The 15,281-nt window shown below is 70.1% G+C and carries 12 protein-coding genes and 1 pseudogene; 8 read left to right on the top strand and 5 right to left on the bottom strand.

Translation table 11 applies throughout. The annotated features are described in order from the left end of the window. From ACN6LD_RS40180 to ACN6LD_RS40145, 8 genes and pseudogenes are all read left to right on the top strand, one after another. Window positions 1–87 (top strand): annotated as a pseudogene (locus ACN6LD_RS40180) (IS5/IS1182 family transposase); the annotation flags it as partial. 74 nt (window positions 88–161) lie between these two features. Further along, window positions 162–1,160 (top strand): sensor histidine kinase, encoded by a 999-nt coding sequence (locus tag ACN6LD_RS40175; RefSeq protein ID WP_319195617.1) that lies wholly within the window; start codon window positions 162–164, stop codon window positions 1,158–1,160. A gap of 659 nt (window positions 1,161–1,819) precedes the next feature. Then, complete coding sequence (locus tag ACN6LD_RS40170) at window positions 1,820–2,719, top strand: NAD(P)-dependent oxidoreductase (RefSeq protein WP_445045740.1); 900 nt, start codon at window positions 1,820–1,822, stop codon at window positions 2,717–2,719. Then, the gene (locus tag ACN6LD_RS40165; RefSeq protein ID WP_445045739.1) at window positions 2,716–4,179 is read left to right on the top strand and encodes an aldehyde dehydrogenase family protein; all 1,464 of its coding nucleotides are present in this window, start codon (window positions 2,716–2,718) and stop codon (window positions 4,177–4,179) included. Before ACN6LD_RS40170 ends, ACN6LD_RS40165 begins: the two co-directional genes overlap by 4 nt. Before the next feature lie 176 nt (window positions 4,180–4,355). Continuing rightward, window positions 4,356–5,855, top strand: coding sequence for an amino acid permease (locus ACN6LD_RS40160; protein ID WP_319195612.1), 1,500 nt, complete (start codon window positions 4,356–4,358; stop codon window positions 5,853–5,855). Window positions 5,856–6,015: 160 nt separating this feature from the next. Next, window positions 6,016–7,362 (top strand): DegT/DnrJ/EryC1/StrS family aminotransferase, encoded by a 1,347-nt coding sequence (locus tag ACN6LD_RS40155; RefSeq protein WP_319195610.1) that lies wholly within the window; start codon window positions 6,016–6,018, stop codon window positions 7,360–7,362. A 126-nt stretch (window positions 7,363–7,488) separates the two neighbouring features. Then, window positions 7,489–8,700, top strand: coding sequence for a PucR family transcriptional regulator (locus ACN6LD_RS40150; protein ID WP_319195608.1), 1,212 nt, complete (start codon window positions 7,489–7,491; stop codon window positions 8,698–8,700). 136 nt (window positions 8,701–8,836) lie between these two features. Further along, window positions 8,837–10,204, top strand: coding sequence for an L-serine ammonia-lyase (locus tag ACN6LD_RS40145; RefSeq protein WP_319195606.1), 1,368 nt, complete (start codon window positions 8,837–8,839; stop codon window positions 10,202–10,204). Window positions 10,205–10,221: 17 nt separating this feature from the next. Here the strand turns inward: ACN6LD_RS40145 and ACN6LD_RS40140 are convergent, their stop codons facing one another. The 5 genes from ACN6LD_RS40140 to ACN6LD_RS40120 are packed head-to-tail and all read right to left on the bottom strand — an operon-like array spanning window position 10,222 to window position 15,183. Further along, window positions 10,222–11,724 (bottom strand): aldehyde dehydrogenase family protein, encoded by a 1,503-nt coding sequence (locus ACN6LD_RS40140; protein ID WP_319195604.1) that lies wholly within the window; start codon window positions 11,722–11,724, stop codon window positions 10,222–10,224. Window positions 11,725–11,728: 4 nt separating this feature from the next. After that, entirely contained in the window at window positions 11,729–12,775 is a 1,047-nt protein-coding gene (locus ACN6LD_RS40135) for a branched-chain amino acid ABC transporter permease (RefSeq protein WP_445045738.1), read from the bottom strand. Further along, entirely contained in the window at window positions 12,772–13,650 is an 879-nt protein-coding gene (locus ACN6LD_RS40130) for a branched-chain amino acid ABC transporter permease (protein ID WP_319194802.1), read from the bottom strand. The genes ACN6LD_RS40135 and ACN6LD_RS40130 overlap by 4 nt, the downstream gene beginning before the upstream one ends. Then, window positions 13,647–14,414 carry an ABC transporter ATP-binding protein gene (locus tag ACN6LD_RS40125; RefSeq protein WP_319194801.1) on the bottom strand — a complete coding sequence of 256 codons (768 nt, stop codon included), beginning with the start codon at window positions 14,412–14,414 and terminating at the stop codon, window positions 13,647–13,649. Before ACN6LD_RS40125 ends, ACN6LD_RS40130 begins: the two co-directional genes overlap by 4 nt. Further along, window positions 14,407–15,183: an ABC transporter ATP-binding protein gene (locus ACN6LD_RS40120; protein WP_319194800.1), complete on the bottom strand. Its 777-nt coding sequence runs from the start codon at window positions 15,181–15,183 to the stop codon at window positions 14,407–14,409. The genes ACN6LD_RS40125 and ACN6LD_RS40120 overlap by 8 nt, the downstream gene beginning before the upstream one ends. Window positions 15,184–15,281: the final 98 nt, after the last annotated feature.

The raw sequence follows: 15,281 nt of genomic DNA, 5'->3' as shown, positions 1-15,281 counted from the left end.
TGGCAGATCTTCCGCAGATCCCGCATCAGCCCCAACCGCATGAGCGTCATCACCAAAGCCGTTCTCACCCTGGAGAGGCAACGCTGAAAAAGCTCACTGTCCCGTTGCTCGCGCGTGATCGCCATGCTTTCCCGGTCTTCGCCATCATCACGGCCTTTTCTATGGCGGAGGCCGTTTCCGGGGTTCTCACCAACGCTCACTTTCTCGTGCAACTGATCATGCTGTACAACCTCGCCCGGTTCGCACCGCCGGTCCAGTTGGCCGTCGCCGTCTCGATCACCGTTCCCCAGACCATCGTGACGATCATGACCTTCGCGCCGGACAGGCAGATCGAACGGATCGACAGCCCCCTGACGGTCACCACCGACCTGGTGCTCTGCATCCTCGCCATCGCAGGCCTGGGCCTGGCCGGCCGGGTGGCGCGCTCGTACATCATGGCCCTGGAGGATCAGGCGGCACGTCTGGAGGTGGAGCGCGATCAGCGAGCTCGCCTAGCCGAGGCCGCGGAACGGGCCCGTATCTCCCGGGAGATGCATGACATCCTCGGTCATACCCTCGCCGTCCTGGTCGGTCTGGCTCACGGTGCGGCGGGGCTGGCCGAGACCAAGCCGAAGCAGAGCGCGGAAGCCCTGCGGATCATCGCGGACAGCGGTCGCGGTGCCCTGGCCGACCTGCGTCGACTCCTCACTGCCATTCGCGATGAGGGCACCCACGAGACGCCCTTCCACCCCCAGCCGGGCGCCGGTGATCTCCACGCTCTGCTGGAGCGGATCCGTGCCGCCGGTCCCGACGCCGGCCTCCATACCGCCGGTGACCTGACCGTCCTGCCCGCAGGACTTCAACTCGCCCTGTACCGCATAGTCCAGGAAGCTCTGACGAACACCCTCAAGCATGCCGCCTCCGACACCACAGTCCGTGTCACCGTGATCGCGGAGCAGGATGCCGTACACGTCACCGTCGAGGACACGGGTCCGCCCGCCGTGGAACGGGAACGCTCCTGGGACGGCCCGGGGCAGGGACTTCTCGGCATGCGTGAACGGGCCGCGCTCTACCAAGGAACGGTCACCGCCGGTCCCGACTCCGACGGCGGCTGGAGCGTTCGCGCCGTTCTGCATCCGATCCCGCGCACGAACACGGCCCTGGACGCACACCCGGTATGACCTCCGCCGACCTGGCGGTACGAGCGCCTGACCGTGGGCTGCAGCGGGTGGCCGAGCCGCCCGTCTTCCAGAGGGCGCCGGATGAGGTCCGGGACGGGAGGCCGGAAGCCCTGCCGGTTCGGTCCGAGGTCTGCGATCAGGCGGGCTGCCGATGCGTCCTGCTCGACGCTTGCTGCGCGCGACCGCGGAGGAGACCGCCCAGCCACAGGGGTGGTGTTGCTGCGCCTTCGCCGGAGACCGGGGACTGCTGCACCGGACCTCAAGGCCTCCGCCACCGCGGCCCGAGTCGGGCGACGTGGGGTCGTGGACGCGACCGCCCATGTCTCGCTCAACGGTACCTGCGGACTCGCCCTGACACGGGCGAGCGGACATCCCTGCCGGCGCACGCTGGAAGTCCTTGAGGAAGTCACCTGCCCGGTCCTCGCCTGAACGCGGGGCACGCCCCCTGGCCACACCGCCTGCGTTCCAGAGCCTCAGCCATCGCGCCAACCGGAACCCCCACAGGGGTTTCGACAAATGTCGGGTAAACGGCGGGGAGCTCTCGGCATCTGCCGGTGGTGGCTGATTTCCAACCAGCCGTACGGTCTGCGCACCGTCGGATTCCAGCCCTGCCGCGGACCGCGGACGAGGCCGGAGGCCAGCTGAGATCGGAGCTTTGGATGAGTGCATCAGTCGCCTTTGTCGGGCTGGGGAACATCGGAGGGCGTGTCGTCGCGCATCTGGTGAAGACCGGCCGCGACGTGGTGGTTTTCGACCTGAACACCGCAGCGGTGCAGACCGCGGTGGAAGCGGGGGCCAGGTCGGCGGCGTCGGCCGCCGCGGCCGCCGAGGGCGCCGAGGCGGTCTTCCTGAGCCTGCCCACACCGGCGATCGTGGAGGCGGTGGTCGGTGAGATCCTGCCGCACGCCGAAGAGGGGGCGGTGATCGTCGACCACAGCACGATCGACCCGGACACCTCCCGCCGTCTGGCCGCGACGGCCGCCGCACAGGGCGTCAGCTTCCTGGACGCGCCGGTCAGCGGAGGCGTGCAGGGCGCGGAAGCCGGCACCCTCGCGATCATGGTGGGTGGTGACAAGACCGCCCTCGAAAAGGTGCGCCCGCTGCTGGAGGCGTACGCCGGAAGCCTCGTACACATCGGGGACAGCGGCAGCGGCCAGGTCGTGAAGCTGGCCAACAACCTGATCACAGCCATCAACATCGCGGCGCTGGGCGAAGCACTGACCACGACCGTGCGCCAGGGGGTGGACCTGGACACCGCGGTGAGCGTGCTGACCAAGAGCTCCGCCAACAGCAACGTGCTGTCGAACTACTTCCCGCGCACCCTGTTCTCCGCCGAGCGGCCGACCGGCTTCGCCCTGGACTTCATGCACAAGGACCTGGGCCTCTTCCTCGCCTCCGCCGCCTCGGGGCCGGTGCCGCTGCCACTGTCGAACGCGGTGCGGGACCTGTTCTCGATCGGCCGCCGGCTGGGGCGTGGCGGCAAGGATTTCACCAGCGTCGTCGAGTTCTACGAGGACTTCGCCGACGTTCGTCTGCAGACCAAGGAGAGCGGCAAGTGAGCACCACCGGTGTTGAGATTCCCGTCGTCCACCAGCTGATCGGCGGGGTGTGGGGACCTGCGGACTCCGGCGAATGGATCGAGGTGGAGAACCCCGGCCGCCGAGAGATCATCGGCCGCGTCCCGGCATCCGGCGACTCGGACGTGGACCGGGCGGTGGCCGCCGCCAAGGAGGCGTTCCCCGCCTGGCGGGCACGTCCCTCGCGAGAGCGCGGAGCCCTGCTGATCAGGCTCGGCGACAAGATCGCCGAGCATCAGGAGGAACTGGCCCGGATCATCGCCTCCGAGACCGGCAACGCCCTGCGCACGCAGGCCCGTGGCGAGGCCGCCTCGGCGGTGGACATCTTCCGCTACTACGGGCAGGTCGCCTCCGAGCAGAAGGGCGAGACGCTCCCGCTGGGCGACGGCCTGTTGTCGTACACCGTGCGTGAGCCGCTGGGCGTGGTGGGCGGCATCGTGCCGTGGAACGCGCCGGTTCAGCTGTCCGCGCTGAAGATCGCCATGGCGCTGTCCACGGGCAACACGCTGGTCCTGAAGACCGCGGAGCTGGCCCCGCTCGGGGTGCTACGGCTGGCTCAGTGGGCGGCGGAGATCCTGCCCGACGGCGTGCTGAACGTGCTGTCCGGCTCAGGCGCGGTGGCGGGTACGCGGATCACCTCGCACCCGGACATCGCCAAACTGACGTTCACCGGGTCCACGGGGGTCGGGCGCAGCATCCTCGCGGCGGCCGCGGACCGGATCGTGCCGGTCACCCTGGAGCTGGGCGGGAAATCCCCGGTCATCGTCTTCCCCGACTCGGACGACGACGCCACCGTCGACGGCGTGATCATGGGCATGCGGTTCACCCGCCAGGGCCAGTCCTGCACTGCGGGCTCCCGCCTGTACCTGCACGAGGACATCTTCGACTCGTTCCTGGAGAAGCTGACGGCCAAGCTGGCCCAGCTGAAGATCGGTGACCCACTGGACGAGGACAGCGACATCGGCGCCATCGTCAGCGAGGGCCAGTACGACAAGGTGTGCCGCTACATCCGCTCCGGTCTGGAGAAGGGCGGCAAGCTGATCACCGGCGGTGTGCGGCGACCGGTCGACCAGGACGGCTACTACGTGGCGCCGACCGTCATCAGCGGCGTGGACGCCGACTGGGAGATCACCCGCGAAGAGATCTTCGGCCCGGTCCTGGTCGTCATTCCCTGGCGCGACGAGGACGAGGTCGTGGACTCGGCCAACGACTCCACCTACGGGCTGGCCGGCTACGTGTGGTCGAAGAACATCGACCAGGCCCTGCGCACCGCCAACCGGCTGGAGGCGGGCTGGATCCAGATCAACCGGGGCGGCGGGCAGATCCCCGGCATGGCCTACGGCGGCATCAAGCAGTCCGGCCTGGGCCGCGAGTACTCCGTGGACGGTGCGCTGGCGAGCTTCACCCAGCACAAGAGCTTCACCATCGCCTACACGGCCTGACCGGCGTGCTTGTCTGGCCTGCCCCTGCCAGCGCACCACCCCTGCGCACTCGCATCCCGTAACGACGTCCGACAGGCGTCGCCGAAACCCGGCCCCGCACAGCCAGCAGTTCCCCAACCCCGCTCCGGCGGCGCCTGTCACCGCGACGGCTCCGCCGTACCCGAAGGAGCCCTTCCATGGGTAGCACCACCCCTCCGCCGCCATCGGCCCACGGCGTCGAACTCACCGATGACGGGCTCGCGCAGAGCCTGAACAAGCGCCATATCCGGATGATCGCCGTCGGCGGTGCCATCGGCGTCGGCCTCTTCCTCGGCGCCGGCGGTGGCATCGCCAAGGCCGGCCCCGCCCTGATCGGCGTCTATGCCATCACCGGCGTGTTCATCTACATCATCATGCGCGCCCTCGGTGAGCTGCTGATCTACCGGCCTGTCAGCGGCAGCTTCGCCGAGTACGCTCGCGAGTTCATGGGACCGGCCTACGGCTTCATCACCGGCTGGGGCTATTGGACGACGTGGACGATCATCGGCATGGCCGAGATCACCGCAGCTGGCATCTACGTCCACTACTGGTTCCCGGGCATTCCGCAATACGTCACGGCGCTGGTCGTCCTGATCGCGCTGGTGCTTTTGAACCTGCTGAAGGTCGGAGCCTTCGGCGAGGCGGAGTTCTGGTTCGCCTCCATCAAGATCGCCGCCATCCTGGGGCTGATCGTCGGCGGTACGCTGGTGGCCGTCTTCAGCGTCGGCGACGCCGGGGCCAACAGCACGATCGCACACCTGTGGAACCACGGCGGCGCCGCACCCAACGGCTGGATGGCGGTCCTGCTCGCCTTCCAGATCGTCGTCTTCTCCTATCAAGGCGTCGAACTCATCGGCATGACCGCGGCGGAGACCAAAGACCGCGAGAAGGTCCTGCCCAAGGCGATCAACTCCATCCCGTGGCGGATCGGCATCTTCTACGTCGGATCCCTGCTGGTGCTGCTGACCTTGTTCCCCTGGACCGAGTTCCACGCCGGGGAGAGCCCGTTCGTGAAGGCCCTGACCCACATCGGCCTGCCCGCCGCGGGCAGCGTCATGAACTTTGTCGTCCTCACCTCCGCGCTGTCCTCCTGCAGCTCCGGCCTGTTCAGCAACGGCCGTCTGCTCAAGCGGCTCGCCGCCGACGGTGTCGCCCCCTCTCGCTTCGCCACCGTCAACAAGGGCCACGTACCCGCCGCTGCCATCCTGGCCTCAGGCGCCGCCATGATGATCGGCGTTCTGGTCAACGCGATCGTCCCCGACCAGGCGTTCGTCTACATCTCCTCCGTCGCCACTCTGGGCGCGATCTGGAGCTGGCTGGTCATCATCGTCTGCCACATGATCTACCGCCGCCGCCTGGCCCGCGGCGAAGTGCACGAGAGCTGGTTCAAGCTGCCCTTCGCCACCCCGCTGAGCTGGCTCGTGATCGCCTTCCTGACCTTCGTCACGGTGATCCTCGGATTCGACGCCGACAACCGCATCGCCCTGTACGCGCTGCCCATCTGGGCCGCCGCCCTGATCGGCGGCTACCTGTACGCCAAACCGAAGATCGCCGCCAGAGAGGCAGCCGCAGCGGCGGCCGCCCACAAGCGGGTCACCGGCCCCCCGGCTGTCGCCGCCGGAGCAACCGAAGAGGCAGCGACGCGCCTCGTGGACTGATCCCACCAGGCAGCAGGGTGGGGCCGGCGGCCCGGTCCCGAACTGTCGCCGCCCGCACCGGCGACACGCGGGCCTTCCCATGGCCCGCATCCGGGCGGGTTGCCGAACCACGGCGGCAGCCCGCCCCACGTTCGTTCCCGTCCCGCAAGGAGCCCACCTCGTGAACGCCCACCCGTCCTCCGCCATCGCCCCCTGGGCCGATGCCACAAGCCGTCAGCGGCTGCACGAACTGGAGACCCTGCACCGTGAGGAGGGCGCAGCAGCGGTCACCGATGCCGTCAACCGCACCCTGGACGCGCACCGCTACCGCATGGACGCCGAAGGTCTCGTGCTGTACGCCGGAACGAACGTGCTATCTCCGGCGGTGCGCGCCGCCCACGACGGTGCGCTGTCCACCCGGCCCGCACTCGGCTGGCCCGGCGGAAAACTCCAGACCGGCGTCCAGGAGATCGAGGTCCTCGAAGTCATCGCCGCCACCCAGGTCGCCCGCGCCCTGCGCGCCGCGCACGCCGAGGTCCGCTTCCTGACCGCGACCATGGCCAACCTGGCCCTCTACAGCGCCTTCACCCAGCCCGGCGACACCATCGCCGTGCTCTCCCCGGAATCCGGCGGCCACGCCAGCCACCACGCGCATGCGACCGCCGGCGTACGCGGCCTGAACGTCGTCCACCTGCCCTACAGCAGCGCCGACCTCGACGTCGACGCCCACCTTCTGGGCGCCTTCCTCACCACTCACCGGCCCAAGGTGCTCCTGGTCGGCGGCAGCGTCACCCTCTTCCCCCACGATCTCGCCGTGCTGCGCGAGGCCGCCGACCGCATCGGCGCGCTGCTCGCCTACGACGCCTCCCACGCCGCCGGTCTCATCGCCGCCGGATACGTCCAGGACCCGCTCGCCGAAGGCGCCCACGTCGTCACCTTCTCCACCTACAAGACCTTCGCCGGGCCTGCCGGAGGCGCCGCCGTCACCAACGACCAGCAGCTCGCCGAGGCGATCTCGCACGCCGCCTACCCGGTCCTCAGCTCCAACTACGACCCCGCTCGGCTCGGCCCGCTGGCCATCGCCGCCGCCGAGGCCGCTGAACAGAAGCCGTCCTGGGCCGCACCCACCATCACCGCCGCCCAGCAGCTGGCCGCACACCTGGCCGGTCACGGCTACACCGTCCTCGGCGCCGACCGCGGCTACACCCGCACCCACCAGGTCGTCATCGACGCCACGGCTCTGGGGGGAGGGGCCGACGCCGTCGCCCGCCTGGCCGCCCACGGTATCTACGCCGGCACCTGCCGCCTGCCCTGGCAGCTGCCCGCCGCTCCCGCCCAGGGCATCCGGCTGGGCACCCAGGAGGTCATCCGACGTGGCGCCGACGTTGCCACCATGCCCCACATCGCCGCCGTCATCCATCATGCCCTGATCAACCGGGGCCCGGCCGGCACCGACGCGGCCGCCGAACTGCGCGCAAGCCTCGGCCCCGACTTGTGGACCGCTCGGCAGTCTGTACAGCCCGTGTGAACCGTGGAGCGATGGAGTCGCGCCCATTCCGACCACCGCGGATCTAACCTGATCAGCGAGGGGCACCCGCACCCAGGGAACCCCGACTCCCTCCAGAGCACGCCATCACCCAAGGGAGAGAGCGGCATGGCCAACAGCGAGATCCAGGACATCGTGGACGAGGTGGCCACCGCCCTTGGCAAGGGTGTGTCCGTCGACGACCTCAGCGGCCGCCTGGTCACCTACAGCGCCCAGCAGGGCCGAGCCGACGAAGCCCGCATCCGCTCCCTGCTCCACCGCGCCGTCCCCGACGACATCCGCTCCTGGCAGGACAGGCACGGCGTCGCCACCGCCACCGCGCCCGTGGAAGTACCCCCCAACCCCGACCTGGGCATGCGCGCCCGCCTCTGTGTCCCTCTCCTGCATCACGGCGTGAAGACCGGCACCTTGTGGATCCTCCAGTCCGACGACACCTGGTCCGCTGCGGCCCTCCTCGACCGACTGGCCCGCCTCGGCAACCAGATCGACACCCTGGCCGCCCTCCAGTACGACAAGGCCAACCCACTGCTGGAGGAACGCCGCAATCGCGAAGCCACCTTCCGCCACGCCTGCCAGGCCGACCCCGCCGCCCTCGACGACCTCGGAAGGTGGCCCGCGCTGTACGCGCTGGACACCGTGCACGTCCTGGTGTGCATGCCCGCCAGCGCCCATGGCCCGGCCCACCGCGGCGACGCCGAGACCGCCCAGCTGCGCGTGGCGCTGCACCAGACCCTGGCCGCCCACAGCCACGTACTGGCCACGTCCGTACAGGACACCCACACCACCGTCCTGGTCCGCTCCAGCCATGGCGCGGACACCGCGCACCAGCTGCACCAGGAACTCACCACCGCCGTGGCAACCGTCACCCGCACCGACATGCCGCCTCAGGTTTTCGCCGGCGTCAGCAGCCCTCTCAAGACCATCGACCGCCTCCCCGACGCCTACCAGCAGGCCGTTATCGCCGGCCAGGCAGCCGCGGTGGACCCGCAACTCGGTCCCCTCGCCGCCTGGGACGACGTCGGCCCCTACCGGTTCCTGGCCAGAAACCTCCGGCGGGACGCCCTCCACCAGTCAGAGCTCTACACCCGCCTGCACGCGGCCGACGACAACGGCGACCTCCTGCACACCCTGGAGGTCTACTACGACAGCGCCAGCGTCAACCAGGTCGCCCAACGCCTCCACCTGCACCGCACCAGCCTCTACTACCGCCTCGGCCGCATCAAGGACGCGATCGGAACCGACCCGATCGACGGACCGGCACGCCTGGAACTCCACATGGCCATCAAGACCGCCCGCTGGGCGAACCGCCCGCGCATCTAGAGCCGGCCTGCGCCGCCCCCAGACCGCTGCCGGTCCATCCGCACACACGTCCCGCCCTGACAGCGGACCGGACCGGCAGCGACCCCACCCACGCACCGGATGCGCGTCGCATCCCCTCACCGACAAGGGGCATTCCGTGGCCATCAGCGTCTTCGACCTCTTCTCCATAGGCATCGGCCCCTCCTCTTCTCACACCGTCGGCCCCATGCGCGCGGCCCACCTGTTCACCCGGCATCTGGCTGCCGTCGGCATGCTCACCGACACGGCCGGGCTGCGGGCACAGCTCTTCGGCTCGCTGGGCGCGACCGGCCACGGCCACGGCACCCCGAAGGCCGTCATGCTCGGCCTGGAAGGACACACACCCGACACCGTCGACGTGGACCGGGCCGAACTCGACGTCGAACGCATCACCCGCTCCCACCGCCTGCACCTGCCCGGCGGCCACACCATCGCCTTCAGGCCCGACACCGACATCGTTCTGCACCGACGCCGTTCGCTGCCCCACCACCCCAACGGCATGATTCTCACGGCCCGTGCCGCGGATGGGCAGCCCCTGCTGGAGAAGACGTACTACTCGGTCGGCGGAGGCTTCGTCATCGAGGAGGAATCCATTGGCGCGGACCGCGTCAAGGCCGACACCACCCTCCTCAAGTACCCCTTCTCCACCGGCGACGAGCTGCTGCGGCTCTGCCGTGAGACGGGGTACTCCATCTCCCGCCTGATGCTGGAGAACGAGAAGGCGTGGCGTCCCGAACAGGAGATCCGCGACGGCCTGCTCAAGGTCTGGGCCGTGATGCGGGAGTGTGTCGACGCGGGCCTGTCCCGTGAGGGCATTCTGCCCGGCGGCCTGGAAGTCCGCCGGCGCGCGGCCGCCTCCGCACGGTCCGTACGTGCCCAGGGCGACCCCCAGCGGCACGCCATGGAGTGGGTCACCCTCTACGCCATGGCGGTCAACGAGGAGAACGCCTCCGGGCGCCGCGTGGTGACCGCCCCGACCAATGGCGCGGCCGGCATAGTGCCCGCCGTCCTGCACTACTACCGTAACTTCGTCCCCGGTGCCGACGACGCCGACATCGTTCGCTTCCTGCTCACCGCCGGCGCCATCGGCATCCTCTTCAAGGAGAACGCCTCCATCTCCGGCGCGGAGGTTGGCTGCCAGGGCGAGGTCGGCTCCGCCTGTTCCATGGCGGCCGCCGGTTTGGCCGAGGTTCTCGGCGGCACTCCCGAGATGATCGAGAACGCCGCCGAGATCGGCATCGAACACAACCTCGGCCTCACCTGTGACCCCGTCGGCGGCCTTGTCCAGATCCCCTGCATCGAACGTAACGGCATGGCCGCGGTCAAAGCCATCACCGCCGCACGGATGGCCCTGCGCGGCGACGGCCGACACCATGTCTCCCTCGACAGGGCCATCAGGACCATGAAGCAGACCGGGGCCGACATGAAGATCAAGTACAAAGAGACCTCTCGCGGAGGCCTCGCTGTCAACGTCATCGAATGCTGAGGACCAACCCCCGACCCTCAGAAGGGGAAGTCGCGCGGCTCCCCGCGCAGGGTGATCCAGCGGAGTTCGGTGAACTCCTCCGCCGCGAAGCCCGTGCCGAAGCGCCCCCAGCCGCTCTCCTTGACACCACCGAAGGGCATGTTCGGCTGGTCGTTGACCGGCTGGTCGTTGACGTGCACTATCCCCGCCTGAAGACGGCGGGCGATGTCCAGTCCCCGATGAGCGTCGCCGGTCAGGACACCCGCGGTCAGCCCGTAGCGGGAGGCGTTCGCGCGCTCCACCGCATGGTCGGCGTCGTCGACCGTCTCCAGGATCACGACCGGGCCGAAGGTCTCGTCGAAGGCGAGTTCGGCGTCCTCCGGGACGTCGGTCAGGACGGTGGGCGGGTAGCACGGCGGCTCGGCCGTGCCCCCGGTCAGGAGACGGGCGCCCATCGAGACGGCTTCCTCGACACGCCGGTCCAGGAGGGACAGCGCCCATTTGTTGATCACCGGTCCGATCACGGTGCGCGGATCGCGCGGGTCGCCGACGGGCAGCGCCGCCGCCTTCTCCGTGAACAGGCGGGTGAACTCCTCCGCGATCGGTCGCTCGACGTAGATGCGGCGGGCGCACATGCACACCTGTCCCTGGTGCAGGAACGCGCCGTAGACCGCGGCGTCGACCGCGTAGGCCAGGTCGGCGTCGGCGAGGACGAGGAGCGGGTTCTGGCCGCTGAGCTGGAGGACGACGCGCTTGAGGTGGCGGCCCGCCGTCTCGGCGAGGCGGCGGCCGGTGGGTGTGGAGCCGGTGAAGTTGACGCGGCGCACCGAGGGATGGGAGAGGAGTGCGTCCGCTATGGCGCCGGCGTCCCCGGGGGCATGGGTGATCACGTTGAGGACGCCCGGAGGGAGTCCTGCCTCGGTGAAGACCTCCGCCCAGAGCGTGCCGCCGGTCAGGGGAGACTCCTCGGACGGTTTGAGGACGACCGTGTTGCCGACGGCGATGGGGCCGACGATGCTGCGACCGGACAGCACCAGGGAGGCGTTCCACGGGGCGATGGCCGCGACGACTCCGACCGGTTGGCGGACGGCGAGCGCCCGGGTGCCGGGGATGTCGGAAGGCAGTACCTGTCCGACAGCGGTGTAGGGGAGTGCGGCGGCCTGGCGGAGCAGCGAGACGCTGAAGTCCAGTTGCATCGTCGCGTAGTGGCGGCCGCACCCCGTCTCCCGCGTGAGCAGGCCGACGACCTCCTCGCGACGGCGCTCGAGGATGTCGCCCGCACGCAGCAGGACCCGCTGCCGCTCGACCGGCAGCGCCTCCGCCCACCCGGCGAAGGCAGCCTGGGCGGCGTCCACCGCCCGGCGGGCGTCCTCGGCGTCGCCCGCGGCGACCGTCGCCATGACGGATCCGGTCCAGGGATCGTGGTCGGGGTACGTTCCTCCGCCCAGCGGCCCGGTCCACTCGCCGCCGATGTGGTGGCGCACCGTGACCGGGTGGTCCGGTCGGTCCGCGTCCGTCGCCGTGGGGTCAGGAACGTCCACCTGGTCAAGTCTCCCTCTTCGACGACTGGGGACGGACCCCCTGTCGCCGCAGATGGTAACCGACGGGTAGCAGCTGGACCTGGAGCCGGTCGTTCAGCAGGCTCCAGAGCCCACGGGGGAGGAAGAGGGCGAAGGCGACGGCGGCCAGGCCGAGCCCGATGAGGTACCAGGCTCCTTGGTCGGCGAAGAAGTACTGCACGGCGAAGAAGAGGACGGCGCCGATGATCGGTCCCTCGAAGGTGCCGATGCCGCCGACCAGCACCATGAAGATCATGTACGCCGACCACTGCACCCCGAAGATCGACTGGGGCTGGATGAACAGCGTGTTGGCCAGGGTGAGGGCGCCCGCGGCACCGCATCCGAAGCCGGCGAGGACGAACAGCGTGAGCTTGAGCGGCCTGACCCGCACGCCGAGCGAGGCGGCGGCGTCCTCGTCGTCGCGGATCGCCTGCAGGGCCGCCCCGGTGCGGTGCCGCAGCAGGAGGAAGAGCAGGACGAGCAGGAGGACGGCGAAGGCGAGGGTGAGCCAGTAGGTGAAGGCGCGGCGAACCTCGGGGGCGTAGCCGCTCAGCCCCTGGAGGGAGACGCCGGTTCCGCCTCCGAGGCTCTGGTCGAGCATGATGAACAGGGCGATCGCCTCGGCGACGACCCAGGTGCCCACGGCGAACTGGCCGCCGCGCAGCCGCAGGACGAGCAGGGAGAGCACCGCCGCGAGCACGGCGGAGGCGAGGGATGCCAGGACGACGGCGAGGTAGGGCTGTATGCCGCGCTGGGTGAGGTAGATCGTGCCGTAGGCGCCGAACCCGATGAACGCCTGCTGGCCGACCGAGACGAGCCCGGCGTATCCGGCCAGGGCGTTCCACATGACGGCGAGGATGAGGAAGATCAGCAGGCTGGTGAGCTGCTGGACGACGTTCGCGCTGAGGACCTGGGGAACGGCGAACAGGGCGATCGCGACGAGGGCGAGGGTGCCGGAACCGATGCGGGACGCCAGGCCGGCGCGCTGGACGGACCATGCGCCGGGCGGGGCGGGGGCGGCTGCTGTGGTCATGCGGGGGCTCTCCGGGTGGCGATGAACCGGCCGCGGGGGCCGGCCAGGATGACGAGGAAGACCAGGTGCCCGGCGAGGATCGAGTACTGCGGGTCGATCTGGGCGCCGAGGGTCTGGGCGATGCCGAGGACGACGCCGCCGGTGAGCGTGCCCCACAGTGATCCCAGGCCGCCGATGACGACCGCTTCGAAGGCGAAGATGAGCTGGGTCGGGCCGCTGGAGGCGTCGAAGGTGGAGTGGACGGCCAGGAAGGTCCCGGCCAGGGCGGCCACCGCGACGGCGATCGCGGCGGCGCGGGCGTAGACGGATGCCGCCGGTACGCCCACGAGCGCCGCGGTGTCCGGGTCCTGGGCGGTGGCGCGCATCTCCCGGCCGAATCCGGTGCGTTGCAGCAGGAGTTGGAGTGCGCCCAGGACCGCGACGGCGACGGCGAGGATCAGCACGCCGAGGTAGGGAACGGACAGCTGGTCGGTGATCTTCCAGCTGCCGGTCGACAGCGAGCCCACGGACGGGCCCAGGGAGCGCACGTCCGGGGAGAAGATCTGCAGCAGGGCGTTCTGCAGGACGATGGCGAGTCCGAAGGTCGTCAGCAGCGGGGTGAGTTCTCCGCCGCGCAGGCTGCGTGCCAGGACGGTGCGCTGGAGCGCGTAGCCGAGGGCGAGCATCACCGGGAGCACCGCGAGCAGTGCCAGGAACGGTGACACGTCGGCCCGGTCGGAGACCCACCAGACCCCGAACGCGCCGAGGACGGCGAGGTCGCCGTGGGCGAGGTTGATGATGCGCATGACGCCGAACAGCAGGGACAAACCGCAGGCGAACAGGGCGTACAGGCCGCCGAGGAAGAGGCCCTGGACGATGGCGTTGATCCAGCTCATGTCCGCTCCGAGGTGGGGTGGGCCGTCGGTGTGCCGACCGGGGCGGAGGGTGTGCCGATGCGGCCGAGGCCGAAGTAGGCGTCGGTGACCTGGTCGCGGGTGACCTCGCGGGCGGAGGTGTCGAGGACGACACGGCCCTCGAGCATGCAGATCACGCGGTCCGCCACCGACATCGCGCGGCTGAGGTCCTGCTCGACCAGGACAACGGTGGCGCCGTCGGCGATGAGGGCCGTGAGCGACTCGTAGACGGAGTCGACGGCGACCGGCGCGAGGCCGAGCGAGACCTCGTCGACCAGCAGCAGCCTGGGGTTGGTCATCAGGGCACGGCCGATGGAGGTGGCCTGCTGCTGGCCGCCGGACAGACTTCCCGCCCGCTTGTGGCGGATCGGCCGCAGGAGGGGGAAGGCCTCCAGGACGGTGTCGACGCTCCACGGTCCGGGCCTGGCGCGCCGGCCGGCGACGAGCAGGTTCTCCTCGACGGTGAGGTCGGGGAAAAGCTTGCGGCCTTCGGGGACGAGGGCCAGGCCACGTGCCACGCGTCGGTGTGCCGCCAGGCCGGTGATGTCGGCGTCGTCGAAGGCGACGGTTCCCCCGGCGGCCGGGTGGGCCCCGGCCACCGTGCGCAGCAAGGTTGATTTTCCCGCCCCGTTGGCGCCCACGAGGGCTACGGCCTCGCCGTCGGACACCGTCAGCGACAGGTCCCGCACCGCCGGGAGGAGTCCGTGGCGGGCGTCGAGGTGGGAGACGTGCAGCAGGTCAGCCATGGCTTCCCCTTCCCAGGTAGGCGTCGACGACGTGCGCGTCGCGCAGGACCGCCTCGGGCTCGCCCTCGGCGAGGACCCGCCCGGCGTCCATGCACACCAGGCGGTCGATGACCTGCACCAGCACGTGGACGATGTGCTCGATCCACACGATGCTGATGCCAAGGGCCCGCAACTGCTTGATGGTGACGACGAGTTCGGCGGCCTCGGCGTCGGTGAGGCCGCCGCCGATCTCGTCGAGGAGCAGGACGCGCGGGTCGGTCGCCAGGGAGCGGGCGAGTTCGAGCCGCTTGCGGTGCAGCAGGCCGAGGCTCTCGGCACGCCGGTTGGCGAGGTCGATCAGACCGCAGAGTTCCAGAACCTCGACGCACCGCCGGTAGGCGGCGCGCCGCGACAGCCGGGTGCCGTAGCAGGCGCCGACCAGGACGTTCTCCAGGACGGTCATCCCGCCGAAGGGGCGCGGGACTTGGAATGCCCGGCCGATCCCCTGACGGCACCGAAGCTCCGGTCGCATCGACGTGACGTCGTGGTCATCGAGGCGGACGGTGCCCCGGTCGGGGGTGACCGATCCGGCCAGGGCGTTCAGCAGGGTGGTCTTCCCTGCGCCGTTGGGTCCCACGATGCCGACCGCCTCGCCGGCGCCGACCCGGAAGTCGACTCCGTCCAGAACGCGCAGGTCACCGTAGTTCAGGGTGAGGCCGGCCCCCACGAGGACGTGCGGGAGGTCCTCCGTCTTCGTGGGGTCGGCTGCCGGGGTGCTCACGGTGCTCATGAGGTGTAGGGGCGCAGCCGCGCGGCGAGCGGGACGTTGGGGTCGCAGGCGTTCTCGCACAGGACGAAGTCCAGTGGGTGCGGGCTGCCTTCGGCGGC

Source organism: Streptomyces sp. SAS_272, from assembly GCF_052543235.1.
Note: the sequence above shows the minus strand (reverse complement) of the source record. Positions and strands in the feature narration are given on the sequence as shown.

Excerpts from the sequence above, each read along its gene's own strand:
- ACN6LD_RS40175 (WP_319195617.1), top strand. The coding sequence starts at position 162 with ATGGCGGAGGCCGTTTCCGGGGTTCTCACCAACGCTCACTTTCTCGTG.
- ACN6LD_RS40170 (WP_445045740.1), top strand. The coding sequence starts at position 1,820 with ATGAGTGCATCAGTCGCCTTTGTCGGGCTGGGGAACATCGGAGGGCGT.
- ACN6LD_RS40160 (WP_319195612.1), top strand. The coding sequence starts at position 4,356 with ATGGGTAGCACCACCCCTCCGCCGCCATCGGCCCACGGCGTCGAACTC.
- ACN6LD_RS40150 (WP_319195608.1), top strand. The coding sequence starts at position 7,489 with ATGGCCAACAGCGAGATCCAGGACATCGTGGACGAGGTGGCCACCGCC.
- ACN6LD_RS40135 (WP_445045738.1), bottom strand. The coding sequence starts at position 12,775 with ATGACCACAGCAGCCGCCCCCGCCCCGCCCGGCGCATGGTCCGTCCAG.
- ACN6LD_RS40130 (WP_319194802.1), bottom strand. The coding sequence starts at position 13,650 with ATGAGCTGGATCAACGCCATCGTCCAGGGCCTCTTCCTCGGCGGCCTG.
- ACN6LD_RS40125 (WP_319194801.1), bottom strand. The coding sequence starts at position 14,414 with ATGGCTGACCTGCTGCACGTCTCCCACCTCGACGCCCGCCACGGACTC.
- ACN6LD_RS40120 (WP_319194800.1), bottom strand. The coding sequence starts at position 15,183 with ATGAGCACCGTGAGCACCCCGGCAGCCGACCCCACGAAGACGGAGGAC.